This window comes from Mycolicibacterium xanthum (assembly GCF_019710635.1).
Lineage (GTDB): Bacteria > Actinomycetota > Actinomycetes > Mycobacteriales > Mycobacteriaceae > Mycobacterium > Mycobacterium xanthum.
Map to the genome: position 1 here is coordinate 14,907 of NZ_JAIFZS010000089.1, position 13,450 is coordinate 28,356.

13 protein-coding genes and 1 pseudogene are annotated in these 13,450 nt (G+C 67.7%); 8 read left to right on the forward strand and 6 right to left on the reverse strand.

What is annotated here, in order from left to right; all coding sequences use genetic code 11:
- Positions 1-26 precede the first annotated feature (26 nt).
- The 3 genes from cydB to JDV09_RS25115 all read right to left on the reverse strand — a co-directional run bounded on the left by cydB (position 27) and on the right by JDV09_RS25115 (position 3,230).
- Positions 27-1,067, reverse strand: a complete 1,041-nt coding sequence (cydB, locus tag JDV09_RS25105) for a cytochrome d ubiquinol oxidase subunit II (RefSeq protein ID WP_221371859.1) — start codon at positions 1,065-1,067, stop codon at positions 27-29.
- Positions 1,068-1,089: 22 nt separating this feature from the next.
- Positions 1,090-2,550, reverse strand: coding sequence for a cytochrome ubiquinol oxidase subunit I (locus JDV09_RS25110; RefSeq protein WP_221371860.1), 1,461 nt, complete (start codon positions 2,548-2,550; stop codon positions 1,090-1,092).
- Between the two features lie 86 nt (positions 2,551-2,636).
- Positions 2,637-3,230: an HdeD family acid-resistance protein gene (locus tag JDV09_RS25115; RefSeq protein WP_221371861.1), complete on the reverse strand. Its 594-nt coding sequence runs from the start codon at positions 3,228-3,230 to the stop codon at positions 2,637-2,639.
- A gap of 192 nt (positions 3,231-3,422) precedes the next feature.
- Between JDV09_RS25115 and JDV09_RS25120 the strand changes: the two genes are divergently transcribed.
- The 6 genes and pseudogenes from JDV09_RS25120 to JDV09_RS25145 all read left to right on the forward strand — a co-directional run bounded on the left by JDV09_RS25120 (position 3,423) and on the right by JDV09_RS25145 (position 9,767).
- Positions 3,423-4,343 carry an ABC transporter substrate-binding protein gene (locus tag JDV09_RS25120; RefSeq protein WP_221371868.1) on the forward strand — a complete coding sequence of 307 codons (921 nt, stop codon included), beginning with the start codon at positions 3,423-3,425 and terminating at the stop codon, positions 4,341-4,343.
- 16 nt (positions 4,344-4,359) lie between these two features.
- Complete coding sequence (locus JDV09_RS25125) at positions 4,360-5,274, forward strand: amino acid ABC transporter permease (protein ID WP_221371862.1); 915 nt, start codon at positions 4,360-4,362, stop codon at positions 5,272-5,274.
- 23 nt (positions 5,275-5,297) lie between these two features.
- Positions 5,298-6,050, forward strand: coding sequence for an amino acid ABC transporter ATP-binding protein (locus JDV09_RS25130; protein ID WP_221371869.1), 753 nt, complete (start codon positions 5,298-5,300; stop codon positions 6,048-6,050).
- Positions 6,050-7,177, forward strand: a pseudogene (gene macS / locus JDV09_RS25135) (MacS family sensor histidine kinase); the annotation flags it as partial. The gene JDV09_RS25130 and the pseudogene macS, both read left to right, overlap by 1 nt.
- A gap of 20 nt (positions 7,178-7,197) precedes the next feature.
- Positions 7,198-7,830: a response regulator gene (locus tag JDV09_RS25140; protein WP_221371871.1), complete on the forward strand. Its 633-nt coding sequence runs from the start codon at positions 7,198-7,200 to the stop codon at positions 7,828-7,830.
- A gap of 44 nt (positions 7,831-7,874) precedes the next feature.
- Complete coding sequence (locus JDV09_RS25145) at positions 7,875-9,767, forward strand: DUF2339 domain-containing protein (protein ID WP_221371863.1); 1,893 nt, start codon at positions 7,875-7,877, stop codon at positions 9,765-9,767.
- Between the two features lie 19 nt (positions 9,768-9,786).
- Here the strand turns inward: JDV09_RS25145 and JDV09_RS25150 are convergent, their stop codons facing one another.
- Positions 9,787-11,061, reverse strand: a complete 1,275-nt coding sequence (locus tag JDV09_RS25150; protein ID WP_221371864.1) for an adenylate/guanylate cyclase domain-containing protein — start codon at positions 11,059-11,061, stop codon at positions 9,787-9,789.
- Between the two features lie 309 nt (positions 11,062-11,370).
- On the opposite strand from JDV09_RS25150, the gene JDV09_RS25155 reads away from it, so the two are divergent.
- Complete coding sequence (locus JDV09_RS25155; protein WP_221371865.1) at positions 11,371-11,550, forward strand: hypothetical protein; 180 nt, start codon at positions 11,371-11,373, stop codon at positions 11,548-11,550.
- Here the strand turns inward: JDV09_RS25155 and JDV09_RS27565 are convergent.
- Both JDV09_RS27565 and JDV09_RS25165 read right to left on the reverse strand, forming a co-directional pair.
- Entirely contained in the window at positions 11,490-11,807 is a 318-nt protein-coding gene (locus JDV09_RS27565) for a DUF389 domain-containing protein (protein WP_221371872.1), read from the reverse strand. The two genes, JDV09_RS25155 and JDV09_RS27565, sit on opposite strands and share 61 nt — an antisense overlap.
- Positions 11,774-12,118 (reverse strand): DUF389 domain-containing protein, encoded by a 345-nt coding sequence (locus tag JDV09_RS25165; RefSeq protein WP_221371866.1) that lies wholly within the window; start codon positions 12,116-12,118, stop codon positions 11,774-11,776. The genes JDV09_RS27565 and JDV09_RS25165 overlap by 34 nt, the downstream gene beginning before the upstream one ends.
- A gap of 468 nt (positions 12,119-12,586) precedes the next feature.
- Here JDV09_RS25165 and JDV09_RS25170 point away from each other — a divergent pair, with 468 nt between their 5' ends.
- Positions 12,587-13,246, forward strand: coding sequence for a hypothetical protein (locus JDV09_RS25170; RefSeq protein WP_221371867.1), 660 nt, complete (start codon positions 12,587-12,589; stop codon positions 13,244-13,246).
- The last annotated feature ends 204 nt before the right edge of the window (positions 13,247-13,450 follow it).

Here is a 13,450-nt window from a genome sequence, read left to right on the forward strand (position 1 = left end):
GTCGATCGGTGCGCGCGAGCTGTCTGTCAGGAGGAGCGCCTCGACAATCCGATGGACGGCGGGATGGAGTCGGCGGAGATGCGCTTGCGGAACACCCAGTAGCTCCACGCCTGGTAGCCCAGCACCAGCGGCAGCAGCGCCAGCGACGCCCAAGTCATGATCCGCAGCGTGTACGGCGTCGACGAACCGTTGTAGATCGTCACGCTCCAGTCCGGGTCCAGCGTCGACGGCAACAGGGTGGGATACATCGATCCGAAGATGAGCACGGCCACCGCGGCGATCACGACCACCATCGACAGGAACGCCCAGCCCTCACCGGAATCGCGCCAGACCAGCCCGACGGCCACCAGCAGGGCCACGACGGCGGCCGCCAGTGCCAACCAGGTCCACGACTTGCCGTACGCCACCTGGGTCCACAGTCCGAACCCGCCGGCCAGCACGATCACCGGGACCGACAGGATGCGACCGAACCGGTAGGCGTCGTCGTGAACCGAGCCCGAGGTCTTCAGCGCGATGAACACCGCACCGTAGAAGATGAACAGCGACGCGGTCGCCAGCCCGCCCAGCAGCGTGTAGGGACTCAGGACGTCCCCGACGCCGGTGTGGGCGTTGCCGTCGGCGTCGATGGGCAAGCCGCGCAACAGGATCGCAAAGGCGACGCCCCACAGGACAGCCGGCAGCCAGGACCCCAGCGCGATGCCGAGGTCAGCCCACTTGCGCCACTGCGGATCATTGATCTTGCCGCGCCACTCGATTCCGACGATGCGCACGATCATGCCGAACAAGATTGCCAGCAGAGGCAGGTAGAGCGCCGAGAACAACGAGGCGTACCAGTTCGGGTAGGCCGCGAACATCGCCGCTCCGGCCGTGATCAGCCACACCTCGTTGCCGTCCCAGACCGGGCCGATGGTGTTGAGCACCGCGCGGCGGCGGTTCTCCGGGTCACCGTCACCGGTCGCACCCATCGGCGCCATCAGCATGCCGACGCCGAAGTCGAATCCCTCGAGCACCAGGAAGCCGAGGAACAGCACGGCGATCAGATAGAACCACAGTTCAGCGAGTTCCACGACGGTCTCCCACGACGGTCTCCTAGTACGCGAACGACAGCGGTGCGACGTCGTCCTTGTCGGGCGGCGCCGGTGGTGCCGGTTCGGAGTCGTGCTCCTGCGGGCCCTCGACCACATAGCGGCGCATCAGGTAGAACCACACCACCGCCAGTGCGCCGTAGACGACGGTGAAGACCGCCAGCGAGAACACCACGGTGCCGGCCGCATGGTTGGACACGCCGTCCTGGACCAGCATCCGCACGTCCTGGTCCCCGGTCGGGTTGGGGTGCACGACCCACGGCTGTCGGCCCATCTCGGTGAAGATCCAGCCCGCGGAGCTCGCCAGGAACGGCGTCGGAATCGTCAGAATGCCGACCCTGCCGTACCACCGATGATCGGGAATCCGTCTGCGCCGGGTGAGCCACAGACTCAGCAGGGCGAACGCGACGGGCACCAGCAGCAGGCCGATCATCGCGCGGAACGACCAGTAGGTGACGAACAGGTTCGGGCGGTAGTTACCGGGGCCGAACCGCTCCTCGGCCTGCAGCTGCAGATCTTCGACGCCCTCCAGCGTCACCCCGCTGAGTCTGCTCTCGGCCAGGAACGGCAGCACGAACGGCACCTCGATGAGGCGCGACACGCTGTCGCAGTTGTTGTGGGTGCCGACCGTGAGGATGGAGAAGTTCGGATCGGTTTCGGTGTGACACAACGATTCCGCCGAGGCCATCTTCATCGGCTGCTGGACGAACATCAGTTTGCCCTGGACGTCGCCGGTGAGGAGAAGGCCGGCCGTCGCAATCAGGGCCACCACGCTGCCCATGATGGTGGCCGGCCGGTACATCGTCCTGGCCTCCTCGGCCTCGCCCGGCCGGGAGTGCGACCGCACCATCAGCCAGGCGCACACGCCGGCGACGAAGGTGCCGGCGGTCAGCAGCGAGGCGGCGACCACGTGCAGGAACGCCCAGATGGCGGTGTTGTTGGTCAGCAGCGCGCCGAAGTCGACCAGTTCGGCGCGCCCGGACTCGGGGTTGAAACGCGCTCCGACGGGGTGCTGCATGAACGAGTTGGCGGCGATGATGAAGTATGCCGAGGCGTTGACGCCGAAGGCGACGATCCAGATGCAGGCCAGGTGCACCGCGCGGGGCAGTCGGCCCCAGCCGAAGATCCACAGCCCGATGAACGTGGATTCGAAGAAGAACGCCACCAGTCCTTCGAAGGCCAGCGGCGCGCCGAAGATGTCCCCGACGAACCGCGAATACTCGCTCCAGTTCATCCCGAACTGGAACTCCTGCACGATGCCGGTCGCAACGCCGATCGAGAAGTTGATCAGGAACAACTTGCCGAAGAAGCGGGTGAGTCGATACCAGGAGTGGTTGCCGGTGATGTGCCATGCGGTCTGCATGGCGGCGATCAGCGGAGCCAGACCGATGGTGAGCGGGACGAAGATGAAGTGGTAGACGGTGGTGATTCCGAACTGCCACCGTGACACATCAAGTGCGTCCATACGCCCGACTCCCAGTCTCTGCGGTTCCCGATCTACGACTCAGTGTAGTAACGAAGGCCGGATTCGGAAGCCGAGACCTTCGGCACTTACTCTGGCGCGCCGGCGGAGACTTCGTTCTTGAATTCAGCGACCTTCTTGCTCGCGCTCCGGATGCCGAACGCCGACACCACCTCGAACACCCCGATGACGATCAGCCAGATGCCGACGACGATCGTCAGCGTCGCCAGCGACTGGAACGGCGAGGCGAGCACGATGACACCGGCGATCAGGCTGATGATGCCGATGAAGATCTCCCAGCCGCGGCCGGGCAGGGTGGGATCGCTGATCGCCGACACCGCCGTGGCGACGCCGCGGAAGATGAAGCCGATACCGATCCAGATCGCCAGCAGCAGGATCGAATCCTGCAGGCTGCGGAAGCAGAGCACCGCCAGGATCAGCGAGGCGGCCCCGCTGATGAACAGCAGCACCCGACCGCCTGCCGATACGTGCAGGCTGAAGGCGAAGATGACCTGGGCGATGCCGGTCACCAACAGGTAGGCGCCGAAGAAGATCGCGGCCACCAGAAGGGTCTTCGCCGGCCAGGCGAGCACCATGACGCCGAGAATGACGGCGAGGATTCCCGACAGTAGGGCCGATTTCCACAAATGCTGCAACATGCCTGGGGCAGTACCGGTTTCCATGGCCGCAGTCTTTCACAGCGCTGAGCTGGGTCGCCTGATTTCGCGGTACCGCTGTGATGTCTCCACCCGGTCGTTAATGTTCCGTTACCGGCGCTGCGCGTCGGGACATCGGTCGTTAACGTCCTTGGCTGGAGATGCCTGGATGGGCTCCGGTCGATGGCTGACGACCCGAAGCAGAAAGTTGAGGCAACCGTGTTGGGTGAAATCCAGGATCGCCGGACCAAGATCTGGCGCCTTGCGGCGGTGTTCGCCGCCACCGGCGCCCTGGCGCTGTCGGGATGCTCGAGCAGCTCGGACTCGGGCGGCGGGTCGGAGACTCCGTCGACGGCGGTGCAGGCCGACAAGGTCGACGAGATCGCGAACACCGTGCCCGAGGCCATCAAGTCCTCCGGCAAGCTGATCATCGGCGTGAACATTCCCTACGCCCCGAACGAGTTCAAGGACGAGAGCGGCCAGATCGTCGGTTTCGATGTCGATCTGATGAACGCGATCGCCGGAACGCTGGGGTTGACCCCGGAGTACCGCGAGGCGGACTTCGCCAAGATCATCCCGTCCATCCAGGGCGGATCGTTCAACGTCGGCATGTCCTCGTTCACCGACAGCAAGGAGCGCGAGGAGCAGGTCGACTTCGTCACCTACTTCTCGGCGGGCACGCTGTGGGCCCAGCCGGCCGGCTCCGACATCGACCCGGACAACGCGTGCGGCAAGAAGGTCGCGGTGCAGGCCACCACGGTGCAGGAGACCGACGAGTTGCCTGCCCGCAGCCAGAAGTGCACCGAGGCCGGCCAGCCGCCGATCGAGATCATCCCGTTCGACAGCCAGGACGCCGCGACCAACGCCGTCGTGCTGGGCCAGGCCGACGCCATGTCGGCGGACTCGCCGGTGACGCTGTATGCGATCAAGCAGACCAACGGCAAGCTCGAACCGGCCGGTGAGATGTTCGACTCGGCGCCCTACGGGTGGCCGGTGGAGAAGGGTTCCCCGCTGGCGCAGTCCCTGTTGCAGGCCCTCGAGCACCTGATCGAGAACGGTCAGTACAAGGAGATCGCCACGAACTGGGGTCTCGAGCAGGGAATGATCGACAAGCCGGTGATCAACGGCGCGGTGTCCTGACCCAAAGGCGATTCACATGACTGATGCCGGCTCGTCGCCAGAAGCCATCGATGCCGTCCCACTGCGCCATCCATGGCGATGGTTGGCGGCGGCCGTCATCCTCATCCTGGTCGGGTTGTTCGTCTACGGTGCGGCCACCAACCCGGCCTACCAGTGGTCGACGTTCTTCGAGTACCTGTTCCACCCGCGGATCCTGCTGGGGGTGTTCAACACCCTCCAGCTGACCGTGTACTCGATGGCGATCGGCATCGTGCTCGGGGTGGTCCTGACCGTGATGCGGCTGTCGGCCAACCCGGTGCTCAGCGCGGTGGCGTGGGTCTTCTTGTGGATCTTCCGCGGCACGCCGGTGTACGTGCAGCTGGCGTTCTGGGGGCTGATCCCGGTCATCTACTCGAACATTCAGCTCGGGGTGCCGTTCGGGCCGTCGTTCTTCCACCTCGACCTGCAGGCGCTGTCGATACCGTTCGCGCTGGCGGTCATCGGCCTGGCGCTCAACGAGGCGGCGTACATGGCCGAGATCGTCCGCGCCGGCATCCTGTCGGTTCCCGAGGGCCAGCTGGAGGCCTCGACCGCGTTGGGCATGTCGTGGGGGATGGCGATGCGTCGCACCGTGCTGCCCCAGGCGATGCGGGTGATCATCCCCCCGACCGGGAACGAGCTGATCAGCCTGCTCAAGACCACCTCGCTGGTGACGGCGGTGCCGTACGCATTCGACCTGTACAGCATCGCGACCCGCGAGATCGCCGCGCGGATCTTCCAGCCGGTGCCGATGTTGTTGGTGGCCGCAGTCTGGTACCTGGCCGTAACGAGCGTGCTGATGGTCGGGCAGTACTACCTGGAGCAGTACTTCTCGCGCGGCGCGTCGCGAAAGCTGACCTCCAAGCAGCTCCAGGCGCTGGCCAATGCGCAGACGGAAAGTGGGCACGTATGACGGCAACGGACACTGCCAGGCCCATGGTCAGGGCCGAGCTGGTCTGCAAGGACTTCGGTGCGCTCAAGGTGCTCAGGGGCATCACCCTGGACGTGCAGAAGGGGCAGGTGCTGGTACTGGTCGGCCCGTCGGGATCCGGCAAGTCCACGTTCCTGCGCTGCATCAACCACCTCGAGACCATCAGCGCGGGCCGGCTGTACGTCGACGGCGAGTTGGTCGGCTACCGGGAGCGCGGCGGCAAGCTGCACGAGATGAAGCCCAGCGACGTCGCCAAGCAGCGCCGCGACGTCGGTATGGTCTTCCAGCACTTCAACCTGTTTCCGCATCGCACGGCGCTGGGCAATGTCATCGAGGCTCCCACCCAGGTCAAGGGCATCAAGAAGGGCCAGGCCCTCGAACGGGGCAAGGATCTGCTGGAGCAGGTCGGGCTGGCCGACAAGGCGGAGGCCTACCCGGCCCAGCTGTCCGGAGGACAGCAGCAGCGCGTCGCGATCGCGCGCGCTCTGGCGATGGACCCGAAGCTCATGCTCTTCGACGAGCCCACCTCGGCACTGGACCCCGAGCTCGTCGGAGAGGTGCTCGGGGTGATGAAGAAGCTGGCCTCCGAGGGCATGACGATGGTGGTGGTCACCCACGAGATGGGGTTCGCCCGCGAGGTCGCCGACGAGATCGTGTTCATGGACGGGGGAGTCGTCGTCGAGCACGGTGACCCGGTGGAGGTCATGACCAACCCCCAGCACGAACGGACGAAGGCGTTTCTCTCCAAGGTGATGTAGCCCCCGATCCGGCCACGCCGCTGTGGCGGGCCGCTCAGGTGTTTCGTCTGCTCAGCTGCGTCTACGCGTTGGGGTTTCAGATCGCGGTCAACCGCGACCTGGAGTATCCGATCGCGGGCTGGCTGCTGTTCGCGGTGCTGATCGGGTTCAGCGCCGCCTGCGCGGTCGCCTACCTGCAGGGGTTCGGCCGCAGGCCGGCCTGGGTGTGGACCGAGATCGCGGTGGTGGTGGCGTTGATGCTGTCCACCGAGCTGATCGCCGGTGACCAATGGGTGGCCGACAACCAGTCGTGGCCCACCACGCTGTGGGCGACCAACGCCACCATCTCCGCGGCCATCCTGTGGGGGCCGATCGCCGGCATGCTGACCGGGCTCGCGGTGATGGCCGCCGCGGCTGCACTCAAGGGATACGTGCACATCGACCTCGGCCGCAACGCCACCGTGATCATCGAGCTGGCGGTCGGGCTGGCCGTCGGGATGGCCGCGCAGACCGCCCGGCGTGCGCACGCGGACCTGCAACGGGCGGTGCGGCTGTCGGCGGCACTGGAGGAGCGCGAGCGGTTGTCCCGTCAGGTTCACGACGGGGCGATCCAGGTGCTGGCGCTGGTGGCCCGACGTGGCCGTGAGATCGGTGGTGAGACAACGCGATTGGCCGAGCTGGCCGGCGAGCAGGAACGGGCGCTTCGTCACCTGGTCGGCTCGGTGGACACCGCTGCCGCCGATGGCGCGAGCGCCGACGTCGGCGCGCTACTGCGGCAACGCGGTTCGGACCGGGTGTCGGTGAGCGTGCCGGCCGAACCGGTGCTGTTGGACGCGGTGCGGGCCGGTGAGTTGCTGGCGGCGGTCGGCAACGCGCTGGACAACGCCGCGGCGCACGCCGGGCCCGACGCCCACGCGTATGTCCTGCTCGAGGATCTCGGCGATTCCGTCGTCGTCAGCGTGCGCGACGACGGCATCGGGATCCCGGCGGGCCGACTCGAGGAGGCGCTCGGGGAGGGACGGCTCGGCATAGCGAAATCGATTGTGGGACGGATGAACTGGCTGGGCGGGCGGGCCGAGCTGAGCACCGGCCCCGGCTCGGGCACCGAGTGGGAGCTGACCGTGCCGCGTAAGGGGGAGACGGCGTGAGCGACGGACCGACCAGGGTGATGGTGGTCGACGATCACCCGATCTGGCGCGACGCCGTCGCCCGTGACCTGGCCGACGACGGATTCGACGTGGTGGCCACCGCCGACGGTGTCGCTTCGGCACGGCGCCGGGCCGCGGTGGTGTATCCGGACGTGGTGGTGATGGATATGCGACTCGGTGACGGCGACGGTGCACAGGCCACCGCGGAAGTGCTCGCGGTGTCACCGTCGTCGCGGATCCTGGTGCTGTCGGCGTCCGACGAGCGTGACGACGTGCTCGAGGCGGTCAAGGCGGGTGCCACCGGCTACCTGGTGAAGAGCGCGTCCAAGCAGGAGTTGGCGGACGCGGTGCGGGCCACCGCGGCGGGCCGGGCGGTGTTCACACCGGGGTTGGCCGGGCTGGTGCTCGGCGAGTACCGGCGCATCGCGCGCGACTCCGGCTCCGAGGGCCCGGCCGGGCCCAGCCTGACCGAGCGCGAGACCGAGGTGTTGCGCCATGTCGCCAAGGGGTTGACCGCCAAGCAGATCGCGGAGCGGCTGTCGCTGAGCCACCGCACGGTGGAGAACCACGTTCAGGCGACGTTTCGCAAGCTGCAGATCGGCAACCGGGTCGAACTGGCGCGCTACGCGATCGAACACGGGCTCGACGAGTAGTTGTACTCACGCGCCGGGCGCCCGCCGGCTGCGAACATGAGGGCATGACCGAACCGCATGCCGTCGTGCTCGCCCGGCTCTCGGCGGACTTCGCCGCGCTGTCGCGGCAGTTGGCCAAGGTGTCGACCGATCTGACCGAGCTGGACCGGATCCTGACCGACCGGCCGTTGCAGGCGCCGGTTGCAGCACCCGTCGCACCGCCGCAGCCGGCGCCCGTCCCGCCCCCGCAGCCGGTCGCACCGCCGGTGGTGCCGTACTGGCCGCAACAGCCCCCGCAGCACCCGCCACAGCAATATCTGCCCTACCGGGCGCCGCACGCGGCTCCGGCGCAGCCGGTCGCGGCCGTCCGGGCGCCGCGTTCGGAAGGCTGGATCGGCAAGCTGCTGGCCGTCGCCGGGGTGGCGGTCACGCTGATCGGTGTGGTGCTGCTGCTGGTGCTGGCCGCCCAGGCCGGCATCCTGCGACCGGAGTTCCGGGTGGCGGCGGGTGCGCTGCTGGCCGGAGCACTGGTCGGGGCGGGGTGGTGGCTCAACGCCCGCCCGGGCGGACGGGTCGGGGCGATCGCGCTGGCGGCCACCGGGGTGGCCGCGGCGTACATCGACGTCATCGCCGTCACGACCATCTACGAATGGGTCCCGCCGGGGGTCGGCCTCGCCCTTGCCGCGGTGATCGGCGCCGGCGGGTTGACCCTGGCGCGCCGTTGGGACGCCGAGCAGCTCGGGTTGCTGGTGCTGATTCCGCTCATCGTGCTCGCGCCCGTGGTGACCGACGGGATCACGCTGTTGCTGGTGGGGTTCATGCTGGCGCTGGCCGCGGCCTCACTGCCGGTGCAGCTCGGCCGGGACTGGATCTGGCTGCACGCCGCGCGTATCGCCGCGGCGGTGCTGCCACTGCTGATCGCGCTGATGGTGCGGCATGTCGACGGCCGGGAGGATCTCTGGCTGGCCGGCGCCTGCGGGATCGCGGCGCTGATCGCCGTGGTGGCGGCGCTGATCCTGTTGCCGGGGACGGCCAACCGGGTCGCGATGGCATTGCTCACCGCGGTGGGCGTCACCCCGGTGCTGTCGGTCGGCCTGGCCGTCGACCGGGTGGTCGCGGCCCTGATGGCGGCGGCGCTGGCCGCGGCGATGCTGGCGATCGTGTTGCTCGGCGACCGCCTGCCGGGCGTGCCCGGCGTCGTCCGGCAGGTGTTCTCCGCGGTGTCGGCGGTGTCGGCACTGATCGCGGTGACGGTCGCGTTCGACGGCCGGGTCGCGGGCCCGGTGCTGTTGGCGATGGCGATCGTGGTGGCCGTCGCTGGGCGCCACGACGACGTCGCACGCTGGGCGGCGTTCGGGTTCGTGATCGTCGGTGCCGGCATCCACCTCAGCTACGCACCGCCGTCGGCGCTGCTGGAGGCCACCGAGACGACGGCGGCGGCCGGTATCTCCACGCTGGTCTCCAGCGTGTTGCTGGCCGCGTGCGCGGTGGTCGTCGTCTGGTCCTGGACCGGGAAGGCGCAGCGACGGCCCGGCGCACTCGACGACAGCGCGGTGCGCGTGCTGTGGGTCGCGGCGGCCGCGGTGATCGTCTACGCGGTCACCACGCTCACCGTCACCGCCGGCACGCTGATCGGCGGTCCCGACCGTGGCTTCTACGCCGGGCACATGGCGGCCACCATCTGCTGGATCGCGATGGCGGCCGCGTTGTTCGGATACGCTGCGCGGCTGCCGCGTGCGGAGCGCTCGGTCCCGATCGGCGGCGGCCTCGGGCTGGTCGCGGCCGCCATGGCCAAGCTGTTCCTGTTCGATCTCGGCACCCTCGACGGGATCTTCCGCGTAGCGGTGTTCATCGTCGTCGGGTTGATCCTGTTGGGCATGGGCGCCGGCTACGCCCGCCTGTTGGATCGGCAGGACAGGTCCGAGCAGCAGGACCCGGTGGACCGGCCCGCGGGCTGATCGGTGCGCGCAAGGCCGCTCAGTCGGGAGAACCGGAACCTCTGGGCGGTTCGGTCCGCCGGCCGACCAGATACCAGGTGTGCATCACGCCCTTGCCCTTGACGTCGACCAGGCCGCGCTCCTCGAGGACGAACTCGTGGTGCAGCCTGGTGTAGACGTCCTCGGGGACCTGGATGCGGCCTTCCACGTCGGTGGTCTCCATCCGGGCGGCGACGTTGACCGCGTCGCCCCAGACGTCGTAGAAGAACTTGCGGGCGCCGACCACACCGGCGACGACCGGCCCCGCCGCCATCCCGATCCGCAGCGGGACGTCGCGTCCCTGGGCGTCCTTGAGATCGGTCACCGCGCCGGCCATGTCCAGTGCCAGCGCCGCCAGTGCCTCCAGGTGGTCGGCGCGGGGCGTGGGGACGCCGCTGACCACCATGTAGGAGTCGCCGCTGGTCTTGACCTTCTCCAGTCCGTGCCGGTCGACCAGGGCGTCCAGTTCGGTGTAGAGCCCGTCCAGGAAGCGCACCAGCTCCGCGGGCGGGGTGTCGCTGGCGCGTTGGGTGTAGCCGGCGATGTCGGCGAACAGGATCGACGCATCGTCGTATTTGTCGGCGATGACCGTGCGCGTCGGATCCTTGAGCCGGTCGGCGATCGTGGTCGGCAGGATGTTGGCCAACAGCCCCTCGGATCGCCGGTATTCGGCCTCCATCGCCCGCTCCGCACGTTCGGTCTCGCGCAGCGTGTACCAGAGGGTCGCGACGATCATCACCGCCGAACCGATGACCGAGCTGATGAACCCGACCGTCATCGTCCAGGACGGGCCCAGCCCCCGGTCGTTCGGCACGGTGAGTTCCAGCACGATCACGATCACGACTCCGACCGCGCCGATCGTCAACGCCAGTGCGATCCGCTCGATCCCGAGGATCAGCACCGTCAGCGATGCGGCGACCAGAAAATAGAACTGCAGGCCTGAATCGGTGCCGGTGGTGGCGCACATGAAGCCCACCGAAAGGTAGGCGAAGGTGACGAAGGTCAGCGGTGCGACGAGTTCGCCCAGTGGGCAGAGCTTCGGAATCACCAGGAACACCAACGCGCATGCCAGGTTGATCACGCCGAGCCACCACAGGGCACCGCCGAGCGCCAGCTGGAAGATGCCGAATCCGCCCGATACCACGGCGGCGATCCCGCTGGCGATCTTCAGCACGCGCATCCGCCTGGCGCCGCTTTCGGCGCGGTGGCGGCTCGGCGAGGACACGCGTGTCTGCAGCGCCGCGTCGGGCACGCAGACCGGCCGAACGTTCAGCACGGCCGGAGCCTATCGCCGAAATGCGGTCAACCTGCCCGAATGACCCGGGTCGCGTGCTGCCGGCTGGACCCCGGAGATCGCCGACCCCGGCCGGGCACGCTCGGAACCATCTGGCCGACGGCGCGCTGGTCGCCAAATATGTTGCGGGGTAAGCTGATTCCGCAAGGTCCGCCTGTGCGATCGGGAGAGGCCCGCCGACCGTCTCCCGGACCTCTGGGAGTCGGCCGGATCCTGCATACCCGGGCCCGGACCCGGCCCCCGGCCACGTTCGAGTAGCGCCGCGCGGAATTCCTGGCAGGCTCGCACCCTATGGCGTTCACTGTCTATTTCCGTTCGGGGGAACCACAGTCGTTCGACGATGCGTACACCTGGGCGGTCGTCGATGGCGGAGCACTGCAGGTGGACAAGAACACCGGGGGTGTCACCGTCTACAGCCCGCAGTACTGGATGTCGATCCAGGGCAGCCGGCCCTCGCCACCGGCCGGGTGAACGCCGTCAGCTGATCCGGGCGCCCATGTCGTGGATGACCGACACCTCGACGCCTTCGGGCACGCGGCGATCATAGCGGCGACGCTGGACAGGAACAGGATCAACGCGCCCAGTGCCTGGTACGGGTTCGCCAGCCCGATGCACATCCCGACCACCGCGAGGGGCGGCACCAGCGCGATCGCCACCGCGATTCCCGGCAGCGTGTCGCCCAGATCCCGGCGGATCAGCGCGAACGACCCGGCGAGCCCGGTGGCGATCGTGGCGACCGCGTCGGGGCTGGGAGGTCCACACCATCAGCACACCGACGGCGACGACAGCGCCCAGTGCGACGAGTCGAACCGAGTGGGCGGACACCCCGGGCGAAACCCAGTGCCACGCCGTAGATGGGGGTCGACAGCGCGCCGACCACCGTGGCGGTGGAGTCCATCGCGACACCGGCGGCGGCGATCATCGCCAGCAGCGAAAGCATGGTCCAGAAGGCCGAGCGCTTGGCCCGACCGTCGCCGCTGACCAGGTCGGGGCGGTCATGTAGCTCGTCGATGCTGCGACGCATGGTCCGCGCACTCACGCGAACATCGTCGTCGAGAGCCCCGGCATTCGTAGCGAATTGGGAGGGCTGGCGTCGAGGTGGCGCCCTCGGTGAGATTCGAACTGTTTCTGAGGGTGCAGGTCAGGGACTGACTGAAATGACGTCTGACCTGATTAATGCCATGACAGCAGTTCACGCCAGATAGCCGTTACCGACACAAGTTTGTGGCCACACTGTGGGCACCAACCTGCTCGCTTACGGCACGGTGACGAAACGGGTCACGTAACGACGTTGTCGGATCATCCCCGCATTCGTGGGGAGCACCCCGCAGCTGCCTAACGACAGCGTCGAGCCGGTGCTGTGGGAGTGAAACCGGCGGGATCCCGCCCGTTCTTGGTCGTGGAGACCGCGTGGTCTGAAGCTGCGCCAACTAGTCGCTGGGCTGCATCCGATGCAATTGCGCCCATTTGCATTTAGATCGACACCGCGTGCAGAGATACTGCACGAATGCCGCAAGAGAATTGGGACATCGCGCAGCGCTGGGTGAAGGGAGAGGATTCCTCCTTTATCGACCGCCTTCCTGATGCGATCAGGCTGGCGGGAGTGATAGTGACCGGCGTGGTGTCGCGACGCCCGGTTCGGCCCCTTGGCGACGAGGCTGGGCGGCCGTTTCCGGGTGATGAGCTGGTGCCTGCGAAGGCGCAGTGGACTCACGGTGTCACGATCCGTGCTCGGCCGAGCGAGATCTGGCCTTGGCTTGTCCAGATAGGGTGCAGGCGGGCCGGGGCGTACAGCTACGACGGGCTCGATAACGGGGGCGTTCCGAGCGCAGATCGGATCATCCCTGAGCTCCAGCACGTCGAGGTCGGGGACATTTTTCCCTGGACGCCGAAGGCAGATGACGGCTTCATCGTCCGGGCTATCGCACCGGAGCGGGCGCTGGTCCTCGGTGAGGATACTGGCTCGTTCACCTGGACCTTCGTCCTTGAACCGATCGATGCGACGAGCACTCGCCTCCTCGCCCGCGTCCGGTCGTGGTACGAGAGCCTCGCCATGGGACTGATGCTCCGACTCGTCATGCGCCCTGTCCACTTCGGCATGCAGCGACGACAGCTGCTCAACCTCAAGCGGAGCGTGGAGGCGACGGCTGCAGCAGGATCGCGCTGAACCACACTCCCTGCCAACGGCAGCGAACCCGGCCCGCACCCCTAAACCTCGATCCACCGACGAATCGGCTGGTCATCGGGTGTCGTGACGAGGAAAGTGCCCTCTGAGCTGTGATGATGAGTGTTCCTTACGCACTTATCGGCACAACTCGGAAAGGCACTTCCAGTGAAAGTGTCCCACAGGTTCGCCGCCGCGTCGGCGGTC

Bases quoted from the DNA above. Each gene is read 5' to 3' on its own strand.
- JDV09_RS25170 (WP_221371867.1), top strand. From the start codon at position 12,587: ATGCCGCAAGAGAATTGGGACATCGCGCAGCGCTGGGTGAAGGGAGAG.
- JDV09_RS25115 (WP_221371861.1), bottom strand. From the start codon at position 3,230: ATGGAAACCGGTACTGCCCCAGGCATGTTGCAGCATTTGTGGAAATCG.
- JDV09_RS25110 (WP_221371860.1), bottom strand. From the start codon at position 2,550: ATGGACGCACTTGATGTGTCACGGTGGCAGTTCGGAATCACCACCGTC.
- JDV09_RS25140 (WP_221371871.1), top strand. From the start codon at position 7,198: ATGGTGGTCGACGATCACCCGATCTGGCGCGACGCCGTCGCCCGTGAC.
- JDV09_RS25155 (WP_221371865.1), top strand. From the start codon at position 11,371: ATGGCGTTCACTGTCTATTTCCGTTCGGGGGAACCACAGTCGTTCGAC.
- JDV09_RS25145 (WP_221371863.1), top strand. From the start codon at position 7,875: ATGACCGAACCGCATGCCGTCGTGCTCGCCCGGCTCTCGGCGGACTTC.
- JDV09_RS25130 (WP_221371869.1), top strand. From the start codon at position 5,298: ATGGTCAGGGCCGAGCTGGTCTGCAAGGACTTCGGTGCGCTCAAGGTG.
- JDV09_RS25125 (WP_221371862.1), top strand. From the start codon at position 4,360: ATGACTGATGCCGGCTCGTCGCCAGAAGCCATCGATGCCGTCCCACTG.